Annotated in this window: 17 protein-coding genes; 2 read left to right on the plus strand and 15 right to left on the minus strand. The window is 55.5% G+C overall.

The window, feature by feature from the left end; translation table 11 throughout:
- Positions 1-48: 48 nt before the first annotated feature.
- From M3223_RS05340 to M3223_RS05350, 3 genes are all read right to left on the minus strand, one after another.
- Positions 49-474, minus strand: coding sequence for a hypothetical protein (locus tag M3223_RS05340; protein WP_251559710.1), 426 nt, complete (start codon positions 472-474; stop codon positions 49-51).
- An 847-nt stretch (positions 475-1,321) separates the two neighbouring features.
- Positions 1,322-3,499, minus strand: coding sequence for a DNA helicase RecQ (recQ, locus tag M3223_RS05345; RefSeq protein ID WP_251559712.1), 2,178 nt, complete (start codon positions 3,497-3,499; stop codon positions 1,322-1,324).
- Between the two features lie 43 nt (positions 3,500-3,542).
- Positions 3,543-4,088 (minus strand): hypothetical protein, encoded by a 546-nt coding sequence (locus M3223_RS05350; RefSeq protein WP_251559713.1) that lies wholly within the window; start codon positions 4,086-4,088, stop codon positions 3,543-3,545.
- A gap of 99 nt (positions 4,089-4,187) precedes the next feature.
- On the opposite strand from M3223_RS05350, the gene M3223_RS05355 reads away from it, so the two are divergent.
- Entirely contained in the window at positions 4,188-4,940 is a 753-nt protein-coding gene (locus M3223_RS05355) for an AAA family ATPase (RefSeq protein ID WP_251559715.1), read from the plus strand.
- 427 nt (positions 4,941-5,367) lie between these two features.
- Here M3223_RS05355 and mdh read toward each other — a convergent pair whose 3' ends face one another.
- The 3 genes from mdh to citZ form a co-directional block, all read right to left on the minus strand.
- On the minus strand, positions 5,368-6,318 hold the full coding sequence (gene mdh, locus M3223_RS05360) for a malate dehydrogenase (RefSeq protein WP_251559717.1): 951 nt from the start codon (positions 6,316-6,318) through the stop codon (positions 5,368-5,370).
- A gap of 114 nt (positions 6,319-6,432) precedes the next feature.
- Complete coding sequence (gene icd, locus M3223_RS05365) at positions 6,433-7,728, minus strand: NADP-dependent isocitrate dehydrogenase (protein ID WP_251559719.1); 1,296 nt, start codon at positions 7,726-7,728, stop codon at positions 6,433-6,435.
- A 143-nt stretch (positions 7,729-7,871) separates the two neighbouring features.
- Complete coding sequence (gene citZ, locus M3223_RS05370; RefSeq protein WP_251559721.1) at positions 7,872-8,984, minus strand: citrate synthase; 1,113 nt, start codon at positions 8,982-8,984, stop codon at positions 7,872-7,874.
- 563 nt (positions 8,985-9,547) lie between these two features.
- Between citZ and M3223_RS05375 the strand changes: the two genes are divergently transcribed.
- Positions 9,548-11,092 (plus strand): Ppx/GppA phosphatase family protein, encoded by a 1,545-nt coding sequence (locus tag M3223_RS05375; RefSeq protein WP_251559723.1) that lies wholly within the window; start codon positions 9,548-9,550, stop codon positions 11,090-11,092.
- 164 nt (positions 11,093-11,256) lie between these two features.
- On the opposite strand, the gene ppk1 is transcribed toward M3223_RS05375, so the two are convergent.
- From ppk1 to M3223_RS05420, 9 genes are all read right to left on the minus strand, one after another.
- Positions 11,257-13,350 carry a polyphosphate kinase 1 gene (gene ppk1, locus M3223_RS05380; RefSeq protein ID WP_251559725.1) on the minus strand — a complete coding sequence of 698 codons (2,094 nt, stop codon included), beginning with the start codon at positions 13,348-13,350 and terminating at the stop codon, positions 11,257-11,259.
- An 89-nt stretch (positions 13,351-13,439) separates the two neighbouring features.
- The gene (locus M3223_RS05385) at positions 13,440-13,886 is read right to left on the minus strand and encodes an FxsA family protein (protein ID WP_251559727.1); all 447 of its coding nucleotides are present in this window, start codon (positions 13,884-13,886) and stop codon (positions 13,440-13,442) included.
- Positions 13,883-14,395 carry an acyl-CoA thioesterase gene (locus tag M3223_RS05390; protein WP_251559729.1) on the minus strand — a complete coding sequence of 171 codons (513 nt, stop codon included), beginning with the start codon at positions 14,393-14,395 and terminating at the stop codon, positions 13,883-13,885. The genes M3223_RS05385 and M3223_RS05390 overlap by 4 nt, the downstream gene beginning before the upstream one ends.
- A 152-nt stretch (positions 14,396-14,547) precedes the next feature.
- Positions 14,548-16,302, minus strand: a complete 1,755-nt coding sequence (pyk, locus tag M3223_RS05395) for a pyruvate kinase (protein WP_251559732.1) — start codon at positions 16,300-16,302, stop codon at positions 14,548-14,550.
- A 285-nt stretch (positions 16,303-16,587) separates the two neighbouring features.
- Positions 16,588-17,691, minus strand: coding sequence for an acetyl-CoA carboxylase carboxyltransferase subunit alpha (locus M3223_RS05400; protein WP_251559735.1), 1,104 nt, complete (start codon positions 17,689-17,691; stop codon positions 16,588-16,590).
- Positions 17,681-18,571: an acetyl-CoA carboxylase, carboxyltransferase subunit beta gene (accD, locus tag M3223_RS05405; RefSeq protein ID WP_251559737.1), complete on the minus strand. Its 891-nt coding sequence runs from the start codon at positions 18,569-18,571 to the stop codon at positions 17,681-17,683. Before accD ends, M3223_RS05400 begins: the two co-directional genes overlap by 11 nt.
- A gap of 42 nt (positions 18,572-18,613) precedes the next feature.
- Complete coding sequence (locus M3223_RS05410) at positions 18,614-18,802, minus strand: glutamate decarboxylase (RefSeq protein WP_251559739.1); 189 nt, start codon at positions 18,800-18,802, stop codon at positions 18,614-18,616.
- Positions 18,803-18,988: 186 nt separating this feature from the next.
- On the minus strand, positions 18,989-19,489 hold the full coding sequence (locus tag M3223_RS05415; RefSeq protein ID WP_251559741.1) for a phosphatidylglycerophosphatase A family protein: 501 nt from the start codon (positions 19,487-19,489) through the stop codon (positions 18,989-18,991).
- A gap of 574 nt (positions 19,490-20,063) precedes the next feature.
- Positions 20,064-20,282 carry a hypothetical protein gene (locus M3223_RS05420; protein ID WP_251559743.1) on the minus strand — a complete coding sequence of 73 codons (219 nt, stop codon included), beginning with the start codon at positions 20,280-20,282 and terminating at the stop codon, positions 20,064-20,066.
- Positions 20,283-20,426: the final 144 nt, after the last annotated feature.

The raw sequence follows: 20,426 nt of genomic DNA on the forward strand, positions 1-20,426 counted from the left end.
TGGTCCGCCTGTCCGATGGACAGGCGGATTCAATGAAACGATTAAGTATTACTGGAAAAACGGATTAACCATGATATAGAGGATAACAACGTATAACGCGAGCAGAATGAAGCTGAACATGCGCACCTTGGCGATGTTGCCCGTTGCGCTCTCCCCTGCTTGAATCTGGGCAACGATGCGTTTGAGCGGCTTCGTCTGGATTCCGCCGAGCGCCGCGATGGCCAGGAACAGCACGATGGAAAGTACCATCCACACTACCGTATAATCCGCTTTTGAAATCATGTAGCCGCCGGTAATGAATTGCACAATGAGGAAATACTGGGCGATCCGGTTGCCGGTAATAAGGCCTTCCGCGAGCCCTTGCTGTCCTGCGCCGGCAAGCCGGGACGCGCGGCCGACCAGAAATGGAAGCACCAGGTAAAAGCCTAGCCCTCCCGCGCCGAGCACGTGCAGGAATAACATTACATCAGTCATCATTCAACCTCCTACGCTTGTCTACGTCAAGTATACTAAATCAGGGTTGGCTTTACAAAAGAAACTCCCGTTTAGCGTGGATATGCTTCCGCTACCTCTAGTTTTCACCTGCAGGCTTGTTCATGAAAAAGCAGTCCGGGATTCGATCACCTGGACTGCTTGATTTGCGCTAAGTAGCTGGTATGGAAGATGACACCTATGCACCGCGCCAAAAGTGGCCTTTCAGGCCTGACTGTTCACTCGCCTTGTCGGCAATTAATGCTACCGTATTAATGAGGTTGGCGCTTGAATGGTGCTGGGACGGAGCTGGACTCGCTCCAGATTGAAGCTAATCGCAACTAGCAGCTTCATTGGGCCCGGATTCGCTCTAGTTTGAAGCTAATCGCAACCAAGCAGCTTCATTGGACCTGGACTCGCTCTAGCTATATGTCTAACGCAACTGAGCAGCCTTATTTGGCCTAAATTCACCCGTTTTATTGTGTAACGCAACTGAGACGCCTTATTCGCCCAAAAGGCATTAAAAAGCCCCCAATTCCAGCAAATAACGCTTCTCAGTTGCGTTAAAGTTTAGAACATGACTTTTTCGCTGGAATAACGCTTCTCAGTTGCGTTACAGCTCCAGAACACGCCTTAACACCAAAATTGGCACTTCTCTATTGCGCTAACCTTAGAGCAAGCCACCGTTCAGCAAATCTACGTCACTATCTATCAAAGCAACCCTTCACACTGAACTAATGCTTCTCCGTTGCGTCACACCTTAAACCCAGCCACCGTTCAGCAAATTTAATCGCGGCACTATCAGAGCAAGCCTATTACTTCGGAATAGCTCTATTCAATAAACTCCACTCTAACCCTGGCGAATACCGTGCTTGCGAAGCACGCCATGAATGGCAAAATAATCGACCTCCGGCGGCAGCGCGTCCTTGAGCGGACGGAGCTTGTCGCTGCCAAGCCGCTCCACTGCCTCCAAAATAAGCGGCTCCTGCTCATCCGGAATGATGCGGCTCCAATCGAGCTCCATGCCTTCATCGGCGCAGCGCATCAGATGATTTTCCGCGGTGACGCGGCTGATGCCGCGCTCGGCAGCTATGTCCGCGACTTCGCCGCCCGCCTGAAACATCTCGTACGTGGCCAAATGGCTGCCGCTCTCGCCCCGCCCGGAGCCGCTGCCGTCTGCACGGCCCGACGATTTTGCCGCAGAAGCTGAATCCAACGAACTAAAAAGATTCGGCTCTGCGGAATCGCCCGAAGCCTCCTGCCCCCCCGTAATGGCAAGCAGCGCGTCGCCGTACTTATCCGCCTTGGCCGCGCCGATTCCCTTCACGCGCAGCAGCTCGTCCCGCGTCGATGGCGCGGCTGCCGCAAGCTCGCGCAGCGTCGCATCGAAAAACAGCATAAACGGCGGTACGCCCTCGCGGGCCGCCGTTTCCTTGCGCCACTGGCGCAGCGCCTCGAACAGCGGGGAAGCTTCTCCGCCCGCCGCTGCCGCCCGCCGGACCGAGGTCGACTTGCGGCGGACAACCGTTTTGCTGCCTTCCAGCACGGGCAGCGCCTCCGCCGTCAGCGAGACGGTCGGATACTGCCCCTCGCTCATTCTCAAATACCCTTCCGCAACGAGCCAGTACAGCCAGTCGGAAATTTCCCGCTCCGGCCACTCTTTCATCAGCCCGTAGGTAGACAAACGGTCGAGTCCGAACTGAAGAATCTTTTTGTCGCGGGAGCCCTTAAGCACCTTAGCCGCCATCGTAACGCCAAAGCGCCCCTTCATGCGGCCAACGCAGCTGAGCGCTTTCTGCGCCTCGCTCGTCATATCCAGCCGTTCGCTTTTATCGAGGCAGTTGCCGCATTTGCCGCATGGCTGAACACCCTTTTCACCGAAATAATCGACGATGAACTGCTGCAAACACCGCTCCGTGCGCGCAAAGTTCATCATCGAGTACAGCTTGGACAGCTGTACGGATTTGCGGCCTTCGTCGCCAGCTCCCTGCTCGATCAGGAACCGCTGAATTTGCACATCCTGCGGCTCGAACAACAGCAGACATTCCGATTCCTCGCCGTCGCGCCCGGCACGTCCCGCCTCTTGATAATACGATTCCAGGTCGCCCGGCATTTGCCAGTGCAGCACAAAGCGCACATTCGGTTTGTCGATGCCCATGCCGAATGCGTTTGTCGCCACCATCACACGCGTCTCGTCAAAACGGAATTTCTCCTGCGCATCGGCCCGCTCGGCATCTCCTAGCCCGCCGTGATATTTGCCCGCCGGTATGCCCTGGCGCAGCAGTTCCTCATGCACCGCTTCCGTCTCTTTGCGCGTAGCCGCGTAAATAATTCCGGACTGGTCCGGACGCTCCTGCAAAAAGCGGGTCAAAAACCGTTTTTTGTCCGTGCCGGTCACGACCGACAGCGACAGATTCTCTCTCGCGAAACCGTTGATGAACACGCTTGGCTGGCGCAGTCCGAGCATGCCGGATATATCCTCCGCCACCTCTGGCGTCGCCGTTGCCGTAAACGCGGCCACAAGCGGCCTGTCGTCCATGCGGCCGATCCAGTTCGCAAGCTGCCGGTAGCTTGGACGAAAATCATGTCCCCATTGCGATACGCAGTGCGCCTCGTCAATCGCGATAAGCGGAATGCGCATCCGCTCCGATAGCTCCCCAAACATAGAGCCGTCCAAACGTTCCGGCGCGACGTACAACAGCTTGTATTCCCCGTTCAACGCAGCTCGAAGCACCTCTCGATACTCGCCAGCGCCAAGCGAGCTGTTAAGAAAAGCAGCCGGAACACCGACCCGGCGCAGCGCGTCAACCTGATCCTTCATCAGCGAGATCAGCGGCGAAACAACAATTGTCGTTCCCGCAAGCATCATGGCCGGAATCTGGTAACAAACCGACTTGCCGCCGCCTGTAGGCAAAATCGCCAGCGTATCGCTGCCGCCCGTTATTGCCGCAATAATATCCTCCTGCCCTTGGCGGAAGGAATCGAATCCGTAGACGCGCTTTAGCAGCTTGCGCGCTTCTTGCAGCATAGGTTCACTCTCCCCGAATTGCCGGGCGAACGCTGCCCGGCGGTCATTCTTTTATTGTGACATGATCAGAAGAGAGTGTCCACCGCTCGGCAGGCTGTGCTTCATCCTCATCCAAGCTTTCTGAAGCCAAAGCTGCAGCCGCCGCCATGCCGCTGGCGGCAGCCTTCAGCCGGGTTAGCTCCCGGTACATTTCCAGGAGCTCCGCCTCGCGGATGCGGATTGCCGATTCCACCTCGGCAAGGCGGGCAAGCAGACCCGGATCGGAAGGTGCCGACTCGGCCGGGCCTGTTAACAATAGACCGGCTCCAAAGGTTGCTTCCACCCAGCGGTCAGCCGCCTCGCGCCCTTCGCCCCGGTACAGCTCCACATACACGTCAAAAATCGCCAGCACCGTGCGGCGGCTGTCCCAGCCTAAAATCTCAATGCTGTCCGCCGCTTTTGTAACGGCCCGGCTCAGCTGAAACTCGTTCAGCTTGCCTCGCAGCGCCTCCACCCGGGCCATCTCGGCCGCAAAGGCCGGGAACGCCGAGCGGAAAAGCTCCGCAGCTGCCAAGTATTCTTCATGCGTAATCCAGGATTCTTCTTCCATCCCGAGCTCCCCCTTTGCCATCTTTGATGATCGTTTTAGAAACCGTTTATCGAGTATACTTGTTTCATAGCAACGTTTTCAAGGAAGGAGAGATTAGAATTGCAATCAGGTCCAGGCTATTTGCGCAGCGTGGAGCTGCGCAGAGACGGCATTTCCGACCCGGAGAGCTACCCGTTTATGCTGCCTGCAGTCCGATCGCTGGAGCGGCTCAGCTTCCATCCCAAAGTGACCTACATCGTCGGTGAAAACGGTACTGGAAAATCAACGCTCATGGAGGCTATCGCCGTTGCTTGGGGGTTTAACCCAGAGGGCGGGACGATCAATTTTAATTTTTCGACGACGGAATCCCACTCCGAACTGCACCGCCATCTTCGCTTGGCGCGCGGCATCCATAAACCTCGCGACGGCTTCTTTTTCCGTGCGGAAAGTTACTATAATCTCGCCAGCGAAATCGACCGGATGGATAGCGAGGACAGTACTAGTCCGCCAATTATTTCCTCCTACGGCGGCAAGTCGCTGCATCAGCAGTCGCATGGCGAATCGTTTTTCGCCACCTTCCAGCACCGCTTTGGCGGCCGGGGCCTTTATATACTCGACGAGCCGGAAGCCGCGTTGTCGCCGCTGCGGCAGCTGTCGATGCTGTCGCGCATGCACGATCTGGTCGGCAAGCATTCCCAGTTCATCATCGCCACGCATTCCCCCATTCTAATGGCTTACCCGGAAAGCATCATTTACGAACTGAACCAGGATGGCATGCGGGAAGCTGAGCTGGAGGAAACGTCCCATTTTACGCTGATGAAACAGTTCGTCAATCACAAAAAAGCGATGCTGGAGGAGCTGTTCGCGGAGTAGAGGGCAGATTTCTTCTGTTCGCCCAGAGCGCTTGTTGACTTGCAGCGAGATGTGCATGAGGAACGGCTCGATCGGCTAACGCAACTGAGACGCGCTATTTCAGCTAAAAAGCTTTGTTTTGAGATGTAACGCAACTGAGAAGCGTTATATGCTGTTAAAAAGAGTTTTTTGGCACGCTCAGAGCTTAATAAGGCCGCTCAGTTGCGTTACAATTCGAATTGGCCGAATTAATTCCAAATAAGACTTCTGAGTTGCGTTAACCAACCAGTTGGAAGATTGGTGCTATAAGCTTTCTCATATACCTTCTAACAGCTGCGGAACAATTAGACGAGTGAATCGGTCGCAGCATTTCCCTTATTTCAACACACAAAAAAAAGCTGCACCTCTGTCTAAAAGACAGGGGAGCAGCTTTTGAACTATAACCAGCTTACGCCTCAGCGCCTGCAACAACTTTAACGACGTTGCGCACGGAGTCAGCGGACTTGTCGAGAGCCGCTTTCTCTTCAGCCGTCAGCTCCAGCTCGAATACTTTCTCGATGCCGTCGCCGCCGAGGATTGCAGGTACGCCCATGAACAGGTTGTCATAGCCGTATTCACCTTCCAGCAGAGCGATAATCGGAATGATGCGTTTTTTGTCCTTCAGAATCGCCTCGGTCATTTGAACGAGGGAAGCTGCAGGAGCGTAGTACGCGCTGCCATTGCCGAGCAGGTTAACGATTTCGCCGCCGCCAACGCGTGTGCGTTGTACGATTGCTTCGATACGGTCAGCAGAAATCAGCTTCTCGATCGGGATACCGCCAACGTTGGAGTAACGTACGAGCGGAACCATGTCGTCGCCGTGGCCGCCAAGCACGAAGCCGCGAACGTCTTCAACGGATACGTTCAGCTCTTGCGCGATAAACGTGCAGTAGCGGGCGGTGTCGAGAACGCCGGATTGGCCGATAACGCGGTTTTTCGGGAAGCCGAGCGTTTCGAAAGCAGCATAGGTCATCGCGTCAACCGGGTTGGAAAGGATGATGACATAAGCGTTCGGGCTCGTTGCTTTGATGTTTTCGCAAACGGAACGCACGATGCCGGCGTTGGTGTTCACGAGATCGTCGCGGCTCATGCCTGGTTTACGGGCAATGCCAGCCGTGATGATAACGATATCGGAATCCTTCGTGTCCTCATAGTTGGACGTGCCGGTGATGTTGGAGTCAAAGCCTTGAACAGGAGAAGCCTCCAGCATGTCAAGCGCTTTACCCTTAGTCGGGTTTTCCAGCTGCGGGATGTCGACAAGCACAACGTCCCCAAGTTCCTTTTGAGCAAGCATAAGAGCTGTTGTTGCGCCCGTGAAGCCGGCGCCTACAACCGTGATTTTTTTGCGCTGAATCGCCATGATCAAAAACCTCCGCTTATGTTGGTGTGATGAATCGGATGCCTGTGCCTGCTTCCCCGGCAAAACATCTGCCGGACAGACGGAAGAGCCCGCCGAAGCGGGCCCCGGTATGTCCTACATGTTGGCGATAACTTGATCTGCGAACTCGGAGCACTTCACTTCTTTGGCGCCTTCCATCAGGCGGGCAAAGTCGTAAGTAACCGTTTTGTTGTTGATCGAAGTTTCCATGCCTTTGTAGATGAGGTCGGCCGCTTCTTGCCAGCCCAGGTGCTCCAGCATCATGACGCCGGACAGGATAACGGAGCCAGGGTTGACAACGTCTTTGTCGGCATACTTCGGAGCCGTGCCGTGCGTAGCTTCGAAAATAGCATGTCCCGTCAGGTAGTTGATGTTGGCGCCAGGTGCGATACCGATGCCGCCTACTTGAGCAGCAAGAGCGTCGGACAGGTAGTCGCCGTTCAGGTTCAGCGTCGCGATGACGTCGAAGTCGGTCGGACGAGTCAGTACCTGCTGCAGAGCGATGTCGGCAATAGCGTCCTTGATAAGGATTTTGCCAGCTGCAAGAGCTTCGTCTTGGGCTTTGTTAGCCGCATCCGTGCCTTGCTCGTCCTTAATGCGGTCGTACTGGCCCCACGTGAACACTTTGTCGCCAAACTCGGCTTCAGCCACTTCGTAGCCCCAGTTTTTGAAGGCGCCCTCGGTGAATTTCATGATGTTGCCTTTGTGAACGAGCGTTACGGACTTGCGGCCGTGCTCGATTGCATATTCGATAGCAGCGCGCACAAGGCGTTTGGAGCCTTCTGCGGATACTGGCTTGATGCCGATGCCGGAAGTTTCCGGGAAGCGGATTTTGTTCACGCCCATCTCGGTTTGCAGGAAAGACAGAACTTTTTTCACGGCGTCGGAGCCTTCTTGGTACTCAATGCCTGCATAGATGTCTTCCGTGTTCTCGCGGAAAATAACCATGTTGACCAGCTCAGGACGCTTCACTGGGGAAGGCACGCCGTCGAAGTAACGGACTGGACGCAGGCAAACGTACAGGTCAAGCTCTTGACGCAGCGCAACGTTCAGGGAACGGATGCCGCCGCCGATTGGCGTCGTCAGAGGGCCTTTGATTGCTACGATGTACTCGCGGATCGCCGTCAGCGTGTCGGCAGGCAGCCACTCGCCGTATTGGTTGAACGCTTTTTCGCCGGCAAACACTTCGTACCAAGCGATTTGTTTCTCGCCTTTGTAGGCTTTTTCTACAGCTGCGTCAAGCACGCGCTTGGAAGCGCGCCAGATGTCGCGGCCGGTGCCGTCGCCTTCAATGAAAGGAACGATCGGGTTGTTCGGGACTTGCAGCTTACCGTCTTGAATCGTAATTTGCTCGCCTTCAGTAGGGAGCGCGAATTTTTCGAGTTGCGGCATGGGGTAATTCCTCCTCTTGGAATGATGGGATTAATGCTAACCAACATAGGACAGCGGATGACGCTGAGTACAATTCTCATCGAGATACAGCGAAACAGACGCGCGCAGCCGACCCCCCGGCTATTAGCCGAGGGGGGACCTTATTAGCGCTGCTCGATTGGAATGAACTTGGCGTTCACCGGTCCCGTATACTCCGCGCGCGGGCGGATCAGACGGTTATTATCGTACTGCTCAAGGATATGCGCTGTCCAGCCCGACAGGCGGCTGATGGCAAAAATCGGCGTAAACAGGTCGCGCTTAATGCCGAGAGTCGTGTATACAGATGCGGAGTAGAAGTCTACGTTAGGCTTCAGACCCTTTTGTCCGGTTACGATATCTTCGATATTCACGCTCATGTTGTACAGGTCGAGGTTGCCCTTCAGCTTGCCGAGCTCTTGGGACATTTTTTGAAGATGTTTGGCGCGCGGGTCGCCGTTTTTATAAACACGGTGGCCGAAGCCCATGATTTTTTCTTTGTTATTCAGCTTCTCGTTGATAACCGATTCTACGCGGTCCGGAGATCCGATTTCCTCCAGCATAACCATTACCGCTTCGTTAGCTCCGCCGTGCAGCGGGCCTTTCAGCGCGCCGATTGCGGATACAACGCCGGAGTAAATGTCCGACAGCGTTGCGACCGTAACGCGGCCTGCGAATGTAGAAGCATTCAGCTCATGGTCGGCATGCAGGACAAGCGCCTGGTCAAGCGCCTTCACGGCTACGTCGTCCGGAGTCTCGCCGGACAGCATGTAGAGGAAGTTAGCGGCTACGGACAGTCCGGCCTTCGGTGCAATCGGCTCCTGGCCTTCGCGGATGCGCGAAAACGCGGCAATGATCGTCGGCAGCTGTGCCTGCAGGCGGATTGCTTTATCCACGTTGGCTTCATGGGACATATCTTGAGCAGCCGGGTCATACAGAGCCAGAGCGGATACCGCCGTACGGAGCGCCGCCATAGAGTTCGCGTCTTTCGGATAAAGCTTGATCGCTTCGATTACTTCGGACGGTACCGCAGCAAAAGCGTCAAGCTTGGATTTAAGCTGTTCCAGCTCGGAGGAAGTTGGAAGCTTGCCATACCAGAGCAGGTATGCCACTTCTTCAAACGTCGCGTTTTCGGCCAGATCGTCAATATTGATGCCGCGGTAAGTCAACACTCCGTCGATAATGGAGCTGATGGACGAGGTTGTAGCGACAATGCCTTCGAGACCTTTGGTAGCTGTCATTGAACTCTCTCCTTTGTCTTCGGCCTGAAGACCTTGCCTTGGATTGCAGGCCGGGTGTATAGGGGACAAGCGAACATGGTACTGCGGCTGAGCGATCCGCCCCGCCCACCTTGACAGCGCATTCAGCTAGTGTAAATCTGAACACGGAGAACGCTACAAAAAAACACAAGGCAGACGAATATCCGCAGTGATCCTTATTATCATAAAGTATTTTTCACTTTAATCCAACTCATGGCCGCATAAAAATGCTTTATCGCCATCATAGAATTTAGTTGTCGCCAAATAAAGCGCGTTGTAGCGCGGTTTTTATGAATTCTGGAAATAAAGCCCTGGATCTAGCATTTTTGTAAATCCGGCCTGTCCATGAAGACAAACGCCGACATTTTGCACTAAATTTCTATTAATGAATATTTATGCTCCATTACCGCATGGGCCGCTGACGGCTTCCCGGTTGCAAAACTTTGATGCAGCTGCAGCGGTTACCGCCTCGTTTGGAACTGCAAGTCTGAAAATGGTACACTAATTGGAACCAAATTTTTAATGGCTTAAAAAGGAGAACTCCGATGAATGAACAACGGATCGGAATCATTGACATAGGCTCCAACTCTATTCGTCTCGTCGTCTACGAGCAAACTGCTGCAGGCGCTCACCGGGTCATCGACGGCAGCAAACGCCCCGCCCGGCTCAGCCAGAAAATTACCGCCGATAACCGCATCGACGAAGAAACGGTTCGCGAGCTTGCCGAAACGCTTGGGCATTTCCGCTTGTTATGCGCCCACCATCGGACAAATACGATTCGCGCTGTTGCCACGGCAGCCGTGCGCAATGCCGTTAATGGAGCCGAGGTGCTGCAAGCGCTCGGTGCGGAAACCGGCCTTGAAATCGAGCTGCTTCCCGGCGAAGAAGAGGCCGGCTTTGGTTTTCTCGGAATGGTCAACACAATGGAAGTGCGCGACGGCTTTCTGATCGACATCGGCGGCGGCAGCACCGAAATTTCTTTGTTTAAAGAGCGTACGCTCGTCCAAAGCGTTTCCTTCCCGTTCGGCTGCGTCAGCCTTGCCCGCAAATTCGCCGAGCAGGGCGCGCTGGATGAGGTTGGCTTGCTCGCCCTCGAAGAGATGGTGCTAGAGGCCGCGGAACGGGAAAACTGGCTGGGCTGGTCCCCGGGCCTGCCCCTGATCGGCGTCGGCGGCACCATCCGCTCGCTAGCCAAAATCCATCAGGCAGTACGCAAATATCCTTTCCCGCAAACTCATAACTATGCGATTCCGACGCAAGATGCGGATCGTTTATTTGAGACGCTGATTCGCATGCCGCTGGACAAACGCCGTAAATTTCCCGGGTTGTCGAAGGACCGCGTCGATCTGATCGTTCCGGGGCTTGCCGTGCTCAGGCTGTTTCAGCGCCTGACGGGAGCGACGGAGTACAGGGTATGCGCCGCCGGCCTGCGTGACGGTCTCTTCTTCTCGGTCCAATGGCCGGAACGGCCAAGGCTCGACAATGTGCTGGATTACAGTGTCCGCAACACCTGCGCGCTCTATCCTGAGGCGCCGCTCCCCCATCTTAACCAGGTAAACCGGCTGTCTCTGCAGCTGCTGGAGCAGCTCAAACCCGCCGTTCAGAACGGCGTGCTGGCGGACTTTGGCGTTAGAGCCGCCACGCTGCTGGACGCCGCCTCAATGCTGTACCGGATCGGCGCTTCCATCGAGTATGCCGCATATCCTAAGCATACGTTTTATTTGCTGGCTAACTGCAGCTTGAACGGCATGTCACACCGCGAAAACGTGCTGACCGCTGCCATTGCCGCCTTCCGCAGCCGCAACCGCTGCAAGGCCCAGCTAGAGCCGTTTGAAGCGCTGCTTCAGCCCGGGGACATCGAGGCAGCCGCAATGCTGGGAAGCCTGCTGCTGCTTGCCGTTTCGCTCGACCGCAGCGAGACGCAGTCAATCAGTCGATTGGAAACGGAGATCTCTGCAGAGGCTCGTATTCTGAAGCTTACCGCCGTACATCCGGCCGATTCGCTGGCGCTGGAAATGCAGGAAGTCGAGGAAGCCGGCAAAGAATTTCAAAAGCTGTGGGGCCTTCTGCCGGAGCTAGTCGTCCGCTGAACGGAATGGGCCATTAGGCATTGATTCTTACATCACTTAAAAAGCCAACGGCTCCACCGCGCACAAGGCGGTGGAGCCGTTGGCTTTTTAAGCGGCATGCCGCTTGATTAGCTGCCGCGTTTGTTACGCATCCTGCTATTATAAGCCGCCTAGCCCGCGGGCTGTTAGCTCCGCGAAGGAGCCGCTTCCGCTCTCATATGCTTCCACGACGGAATGTTTTCCGCCATAAACTGGCTTCGCCGGCTTTTCTCGCCTTCTGCCGGGAGAACGCGCTCATAACTGCCCGAGGATTTCAGCTCGCGGGCTTTAGCGTTATCGCTAAGCTGAAGCTGAATAATTGAGATGAGACTATCCCGCAGACCGGGATCGAATACCGGACACATTAATTCAATGCGGCGGGTCAGATTGCGTGTCATCCAGTCCGCGCTGGACAGATAAACTTCTTGTTCCCCAGCATTGTGCACATACAGCAGCCGGGAATGCTCCAGAAAACGGTCGACGATGCTGAGGACCCGGATGTTTTCGCTAAGGCCGGGCACGCCGGGACGCAAACAGCAAACGCCGCGCACGATCAAATCGATGCGCACCCCGGAGCGCGAAGCCTCGTAAAGCTTGTCGATCATCTCCTGGTTCGAAAGCGAGTTCATCTTGGCCGCAATATAACCGCCTCTTCCATTTTCGGCATGCTCCCGCTCGCGGTCAATCAGACGGAACAGCTTTTCCATCAAATCGCTTGGCGCGACGCCAAAGGCCTGCCACTCGTACGGGGACGAATAACCGGTCACCTCGTTGAACAAAGCGGACGCGTCCGCCCCGATAACGGGATGTGAAGTAAACAAGCCGATATCCGTATAAGCCTTGGCGGTGCTGTCGTTATAATTACCGGTGCCGACATGGACGTAACGACGAAGCTGGTCCTGCTCGCGGCGAACGACAAGCAGTATTTTAGCGTGGGTTTTGAGACCGACAAGTCCGTACACAACATGGCAGCCGGCCTTTTCCAGCTGACGGGCCCAGGCAATATTGCGCTCCTCATCAAAACGGGCTTTCAGCTCCACAACAACCGTCACCTGTTTGCCCGCCTCGGCCGCTGCCGCAAGCGCCTGCACCAGCTCGCTCTGGCCGCTGACCCGGTAAAGCGTCATTTTGATCGCAAGCACCTCGGAATCCTCCGCCGCCTGCTGTACAAATTCCGTCAGCGGTTCAAACGATTCATAAGGATGATGCATCAGCACATCCCGTTCGCGGATCGTATCAAACAGCAGTTCATGCTCTTCCAGCTCCGGCGGATACACCGGCTCCAGCCTTGGATAACGCAAATTATCCCTTCCCTGAAGGGTGCTCGCAAAACGCATCAGAAAGCTGAGATCAAGCGGTCCGGAAATCTCGATGACATGATCCTCAATTTCCAGTTCCTCCCGCAGCAAATCCAGCGCATAAGGATGGAATCCTTCCTCGATCTCCAGCCGGACCGGTATGCCCCAACGGCGGCGCCGAAGCTCCTTCTCAATTTCCTCCAGAAGGTCCTCGGCCCCCTCTTCGTTAAGCGTCAGGTCGGCATTGCGGGTAAGCCGGAACGGATGAACAGCAATAAGCGCATAACCGCTGAATAACGTTTGGATGAATGCTTGAATCAAATCCTCCAGCAGCACAAATTCCTGCTTTTTGCTGTTGCCATGCATAGGCACCGGCACGCAGCGCGGAAGAATGGAAGGCACCTGCACAATAGCAAAGTAAGGATCCGACTCCTCTTTTTCCTCGGGATCCTGCAGCACAATGGCCAAATACAGCTCCTTTGTATGCAGCAGCGGAAACGGACGGCTCTGATCGACCGCCATCGGCGTCAGCACCGGAAACACGATTGTACGGAAATAATGATCCATCGCCGCCATCTGGCTCGTGTTCAGATCGTCCATATCGCGGATATGTAAACCCTCTTTGGAGAGTCCTCTCATTACTTCGCGGTAAGTCCGGTATTGCTCGGATACCATCTGTCCCGTCCGCTTGATCAGCCTTTTCCACAAGCCTTGAGGCGTATAACCGGTAAAATCAATTTTGGTATAGCCCGCCTTGAGCTGATCCTGAATTCCCGCCATTCGCACACTCATGAACTCGTCCAGATTGCTTGATACAATCGCGAGGAACTTTGCCCTCTCCAGCAACGGAGTTGATATATCCTGCGCTTCCTCAAGCACTCTCCGGTTGAATTCGATCCAGCTCAAATCGCGGTTCACATAGGGGGACATAACTTTACTCATAGGTGAGGAGCCTCCTTGTCATTGTCCCAATTATGCCTTGTAACTGTTACTATAATATTAAGATGCTGTAAAAAGAGCGTAAATGCCAGTTATCGTCGTCCTAGAAAAATAAACGGCCCGCCTCCCGGTCCTCCGAAGCCGCCCCCGCCGCCGCGGCGGAACAGCTTTTCCATCCAGCGGTACAGGCTCATGCGATAAAAGCGGTTCGTCACCGGAATAACAAGCGTCAGTCCGATAATATCGCCGATGAATCCAGGAAAAATGAGCAGCAGGCTGCCTGCAAAAATGCAGAGCCCGCTCAAAAGCGCATGGCCCGGCGGCTCCCCAGCGTTCATTTTGACCCGCATTTCCTCCCAAGCTTTACGTCCGCGTGTTCGAATCAATACAGCCCCAAGCACCGCGGTTCCGGCAAGCAGCAAAAACACTCCGCCCAAACCGATGCGGCCGCCCAGCCAGGCCATCGCAAACACCTCAAGCAGCAAATAAACCGCCGCTCCGGCTAAAATCTTTTGCAGCGTCCCCCATCGACGATTCATAAATGCTCCTCCTTCGGCGGCTCGGCGCCGTACGTTTGAATGATCTCGTACAGCTCCGGCAAACGGCGGTCCAGCCGAACCGGCCGAAAGCTCCGGTCCACCCACACATGCCGCGTACCGCCTGTCGCAAGCAACTCCCCGGGAAGCCCTTCTCCATCCCTGGATGCCTCAATTCCAACAGATGGCGCGGGCAGCGGCATGTCCGGTTCAGACGCCAAACGACGGATCTCATACCGAAATGCAAGCCGCATCGGCGTATAGCTTTCCACACAGGTGCAAATTACAACCGCGTCATCGTAACGGGCAGGCATCCGAAAGCTGCTGTCCAGATCCGTCAGCGGAAGCATCAGCCCTTCTGCCTCCACTCGTCCATATGGATAACCCAAAGAACGGATCAGCTCGGTCCGTCCGATTTCGAACCAGGTCAAATAATTGGCATGATAGACGACGCCCATAGCGTCGGTTTCCTGGTAACGAACACGCAGCGGTTGAATATGCCATTTTCCCATCGCTCAGATGCCTCCTTTCTCTTACCCCCATTATCCGCACATTGAGCCAAGGATGCAAAAAAAGGCCGCTCAGCGGCGGCGTCCAAATTCATTTCTTTTAGAAAAGAAATGTTGGATACCGCCGGCTGAGCGGCCATTCATATCGCGGTAGCTTACAGGACTTTGGATTGGCCCGTGTAAATTACGCCCATTTCACCATATACGGTTACTTCCATGCCGTCCTGCAGAAGCTCAAACGCATCCTGAATGCCGATAACGGCCGGGATGCCAAGGTTCAGGCCGACTACTGCCGCATGGCTCGTGATGCCTCCGGCAACGGTAATGATTGCGGAAGCTTTCTCGATAGCAGGCATATATTCCTTGTCGGTGGATACCGTCACGAGGATGGAGCCTTGTTTTGTTTTTGCAATTGCTTCTTCCGGCGTACGGGCTACGACAATTTTGCCGGTAGCCGTTTGGCTGCCGATGCCTTGACCTTTGGCAACCAGCTCGCCGATGTGGTGAACCTTGATCAGGTTCGTTGTGCCTGCGCGGCCTACCGGTACGCCTGCAGTGATGACAATCGTGTCGCCAAGGCCAACCAGGCCTGTGCTCAGCGCGCCTTCAACAGCGAAGTTGAACATTTCGTCCGTCGTATCAGCAGGAACGCCCTTTGTAGGGATAACGCCCCAAGTCAGGTTCAGGCGGCGCATAATGCGCTCATCCGTCGTTACCGCGATAATTGGAGCTTTTGGACGGTATTTGGATACCATACGCGCCGTATAACCGCTCTCTGTAGACGTCACGATAGCTTTGGCCTGCAGATCCAGGGCGGAATTAGCAACAGCCTGGCTGATTGCTTCCGTTACCGTCGTCTGTTGGGCGCTGGCTTGTTTCGTCAAAATTTCACGGTAGTCAAGCGCGGACTCAGCACGCTCTGCAATGCGGGACATCGTCAGCACGGATTCCATCGGGTATTTGCCAGCAGCCGTTTCGCCGGACAGCATGATTGCGTCAGTGCCGTCGAAAATTGCGTTGGCAACGTCGCTCGCTTCGGCGCGAGTTGGACGCGGATTGCGCTGCATGGAATCCAGCATTTGCGTTGCCGTAATGACTGGCTTGCCGGCAAGGTTCGCTTTTTGAATCATGTTTTTCTGAACGAGCGGAACTTCTTCAGCTGGAATCTCAACGCCGAGGTCGCCGCGGGCAACCATCAGGCCGTCGGATACTTCCAGAATTTCGTCGAGGTTGTCCACGCCTTGCTGGTTCTCGATTTTGGAGATGATCTGGATATGGCTAGCGCCATGCTGCTCCAGCAGCTCGCGGATTTCCAGCACGTCGGAAGCTTTACGCACGAAGGAAGCCGCGATGAAGTCAACGCCTTGCTCAACGCCGAACACGATGTCGTTAGCGTCCTTCTCCGTAATGCCTGGCAAAGAGATGTCCACGCCTGGAACGTTCACGCCTTTTTTGCTTTTGATCGGGCCGCTGTTGACGATTTTGCAGTTGATTTCCGTGCCTTGAATGTCAACAACCGTCAGGCCGATCAGGCCGTCGTCGATCAGAACCGTGGAGCCGACTTTAAGGTCAGCCGGGAGGTTTTTGTACGTTACCGGGAGACGGTGGCGGTCGCCAAGAATCTCTTCGGTCGTCAGCGTGATGTAGTCATCCTGCTGAAGCTCGATTGGCTCTTCCTTCAGCTTGCCGAGACGGATTTCAGGGCCTTTTGTGTCAAGCAGAATGGCAACGGTTTTGCCGAGCTCGGAGCAGGCTTGACGAATGTTTTTGATCCGGTTGCCGTGCTCTTCGAAGTCGCCGTGCGAGAAGTTAAGACGGGCTACGTTCATGCCAGCCAGAATAAGTTTTTTCGTATTTTCCAGCGACTCGCTGGATGGGCCGATTGTACAGACGATTTTTGTTTTGCGCATGGGTATATAATTCCTCCATCAGTTAGCTTGCTTATACACACTATCAACCATTCTACCACAATTCAATACTTCATAGACATGACTTTACTCACTTTACAACACTTTTGCGAGAGAGCAGCGAGACTTTGGAAGCTAGTTCCAGAGACTCCCGAACACAGGAAAAAGCGGCCGATAAACGGCCGCCCTTGCAACCTATGAACAACGACGGCCCGATGAACGGGACGTACATGCGGTTCCTTGATGGTTCTGTTCCTAATAATTGCCGGACCGAAACGAAGCTGCGGTTTAATGCACTCTCGCAGACTCCGTGGACGAGGCAGAGACGTCTTCCTTAGCTGCAGCTTCTGCGGCAGGCCCAGCGCTTGCTTCAAGCGTAGAAGCAGCTGGCGTTTCCGAAGGCTGGCGGCCTTCTTCTTCCGAACCGTTCGGCTGCGGATCAAAGGTAAACTGTCCGATTTTGCGGAACTTCATGTAGCGGTCTTCGATCAGCTCTTCCGCCGTCATGGAGCCAAGCTCCTGCAAATGGCGCCAGAGCGCTTCCTTGATCGTCTCGGCCTGCTGCGCGTAGTCGCGATGGGCTCCGCCCTGCGGCTCCGGCACGATCTCTTCGATAATTCCGAACGAGAGCAGATCTTTAGCGGTTATTTTCATCGCTTCGGCTGCCTGATCCGCCTTGGAAGCATCCTTCCACAAAATAGAAGCAGCGCCGTTTGGCGAAATAACGGAATAGATCGCATTTTCCAGCATCAGCACGCGGTTGCCTACGCCAAGAGCCAGTGCGCCGCCGCTGCCGCCCTCTCCGATTACAACGCAGACGACCGGAACGCCCAGCAGCGCCATCTCGCGCAGATTGCGGGCAATCGCCTCCGATTGGCCGCGCTCCTCCGCCGTGTTGCCAGGATAAGCGCCCTTCGTATCGATGAAAGTAATAATCGGACGGCGGAATTTGTCCGCCTGCTGCATGAGACGCAGCGCTTTGCGGAACCCTTCCGGATGCGGGCTGCCAAAGAAACGGGCGATATTATCCTTCGTATCTTTGCCGCGCTGATGGCCGACAACCGTTACCGGCATTCCGTTCAGCTTGGCCAGGCCGCCGACAATGGCGAGGTCGTCCGCGAACAGACGGTCGCCGTGCAGCTCCAGAAAGTCCGTGAAAATAGCCTGAATAAAATCAAGCGAAGTCGGCCGCTGATGATGGCGGGCCAAATGCATTTTCTCCGCAGCGCCAAGCTCGCTGTACAGCTCTTCCTCTAAATGCCGGCAGCGGGCTTCAAGCCGCGCGATCTCGTCGCTGAAGTCGATGCCCTTGCCTTGGCTGAGGCCCTTCAGCTCTTCAATCTTGCGGCGCAGGTCGCCAAGCGGCTTTTCAAAAGGCAGTTCACCCGCCATATCCCAAGTCCTCCTTCACTGCGTGCATATCCAGCAGGCGCGTCAGCGTGGACTTCATGTCCTTGCGGTGCACGACGCGGTCCAGCTGGCCGTGCTGCATATTGAACTCTGCCGTTTGGAAATTGTCCGGCAGCTTCTGACGGATCGTCTGCTCGATAACGATGCGCCCGGCAAAACCGATCAGCGCCCCGGGCTCGGCCAAATTATAATCGCCAAGCGAGGCAAAGCTTGCGGTAACGCCTCCGGTTGTCGGATCCGTCATAACGGAAATGTACAGTCCGCCCTCGCTCTGGAATTTCGCCAAAGCCGCGCTCGTTTTTGCCATTTGCATGAGGCTCAGAATGCTCTCCTGCATGCGCGCGCCGCCGGAAGTGGAAAAGATAAGCAGCGGCAGCTTGCGCAGGCTGGCCTGCTCAATCGCCCGCGTGATTTTTTCCCCGACGACAGATCCCATGCTTCCAGTGAAAAAGTCGAAGCTCATCACGGCAACAACAACAGGAAATCCTCCGATCGTTCCTTCGCCAGTAACAACAGCGTCTTTAAGACCGGAATTTTTCTTCTGGGTTTCCAGCTTGGCTGCGTAACCCGGGAATTCAAGCGGGTCCTCCGAGATCATGTCCCGGTCGAATTCAGACAAACGTCCGTCGTCAAGCGTCATTCCGATGCGCTCCCAGGCACTCAGACGGAAATGATGCCCGCAGGACGGACATACTTTGTTGTTCTTCTCCAGTTCTTTTGAAAACTGAATCGTGCCGCACTTAGGGCACTTATTCATTAAGCCTTCCGGAATATCCCGCTTTGGCCGGTCCTGCTTATCGCTGCGTTCCCTCTCCGAAGGAACCGTTGCGTATTTACGTTTATGAAATAAGTCCTTAAACACAAGTGACACCTCTCAAGACGCTAAGTATAGTCGGGCCGGCAATCAGGAATGAAGAATGGAGCTCAGCACTTCCTGCACTTCCTCCAATTCTCCAGACGGCACGAGGATCTCGTACTGCTGCTTGGACATACTGATCGGCCTGGTCTGAACGAGAAATCCTTCTTCCGTAAGCCTCTTCTTAATACTTTCCGCGATTTTTGCCGTTGGCGCGATGTAGATGACCGTCCACATGAAAGGTACCCCCTGATAATCCCGGAAACAGGTCACATGATCTCACAATCATAGCATAGGAGAACTTTTGCTAGCAAGAAAGGCCCGGCGCGCGCCAAGCGCGGAGCTTGTCCATACGTCTGCCGGATCATTCCGGGAGGGGCTGCAGGAACGATTCGCTCCCGCAGCCCCGGAATCCTGCTTGCTCTAGTTTTTTGTGCCGTCCTCGCTATAATTGACCGCTTTCGGGTCCTGATGAGCGATGCGCGCCGACGCCGCGGCTGCCAGTCCCGCCACCAGATCGTCCAAAAACACGTGGATTGCGCCAGCCGATTTGTCATTCAAGCGGCTTATAATGCCCGGCTTCACTTTATCGAGATAACCGAAGCTCGTCAACCCGATCATGCCGTAGACATGCGTTATGCCCATCGCCAGCGTTTCGTCGACGCCGTATAACGACTCGTCTTTTTCCATAATTCTTTGCAGCGGAGTCGGCAGCAGCTTTTTCTCCGCCAGCTCATCCAGCGCTATCCCCGTATACAAGACGTACTGCACCTCGCGCTTGCCAAGCACCGTGCGCACGCTTTCCAAACATTCCTCCATCGTCAAACTAGGATTATAGGGAAGCTGCAGGGCGTGTACAATATCCGCTACATCTGCTACCGTGACGCCGCGCCTTTCCAACCAGCGCTCCAATTCGGAACTCATCCGCATTCCCTCCCGCTCTGCCATATGCCGTCCAGCCTGCGGGTGCAGGCTGATTCCCGGCGCGCAGCCGTGGATGTCCATCGGCAGAGACAGCAGTAGAGGGCTGCACCCGCGCCCCCTCATCCGCCGCCATCCGCCTTCGCAGGCCCGGCCGCCCAGCAGCTTTGCCGCTGCTGTGTCTCCTACTCTATGCACCTGTCCCGCAAAATGTTCCGGGAATTTGAGGCGATTCGAGAGATTTGAGGAGGGGGCGGGGCGACGGGCTGAGAGTAATATGCTTGAGTGGGGTTAGTGGCATGGGTACCAGGAACGGCGGCGTTAGGGTGATGCGGAGGGAGCATAAAAAGAAGGGGTTTAAGGGCGTTTGACACCCTTATTGCGGGTCGTCTGAGCCTGACTGAGCGTGGAAGGTACGTTTGAAGCGCCCTGATTGGTCGCTGAGCTTGAACCTATTTCTTGATACTGGTCGCAGCAACTCAAACAGCGGTCAAGCTATGTGCATCAATGATTGCATGAAAAAGACCAGCTCTCGCTCGGAAGCGAAAGCTGGTCTTTGAAAGCCGATAAGACCCATTTATTTGACTACGGCCGCGCCTTTGCCAAACAGCTGCTCAATGCGCTCGATCAGCTCCGGGGAAGGCTTGACCCGGTAGCGCTCGCTCAGCTCGAGCGTCCGCCCCTCGCGCTCGTAAAAAAGCACGGTGCCGAGCGGCCCTGCATGCTCGGCGAGGAGCGCCTTCAGGCGCTCCAGGGCGGCGGGAGTTCCGCGATCCGCCGCGATTTTGATGTACACCCGCTGAGCGGAACGCGCAGCGGGTGGGCTGCGCCGCGCAGCGGCGCCTGCGGGCGGAGCCTCGCCGCCGCCCGCGCGCCCCGGCGCGGAAGCGGCCGGGCGCTCCGCCGGAGCGCCCGCGGGCCGCGCCCCGCCGGGGCGCCT

It is taken from the genome of Paenibacillus pasadenensis, assembly GCF_023715725.1.
GTDB lineage: Bacteria > Bacillota > Bacilli > Paenibacillales > Paenibacillaceae > Paenibacillus_O > Paenibacillus_O pasadenensis_A.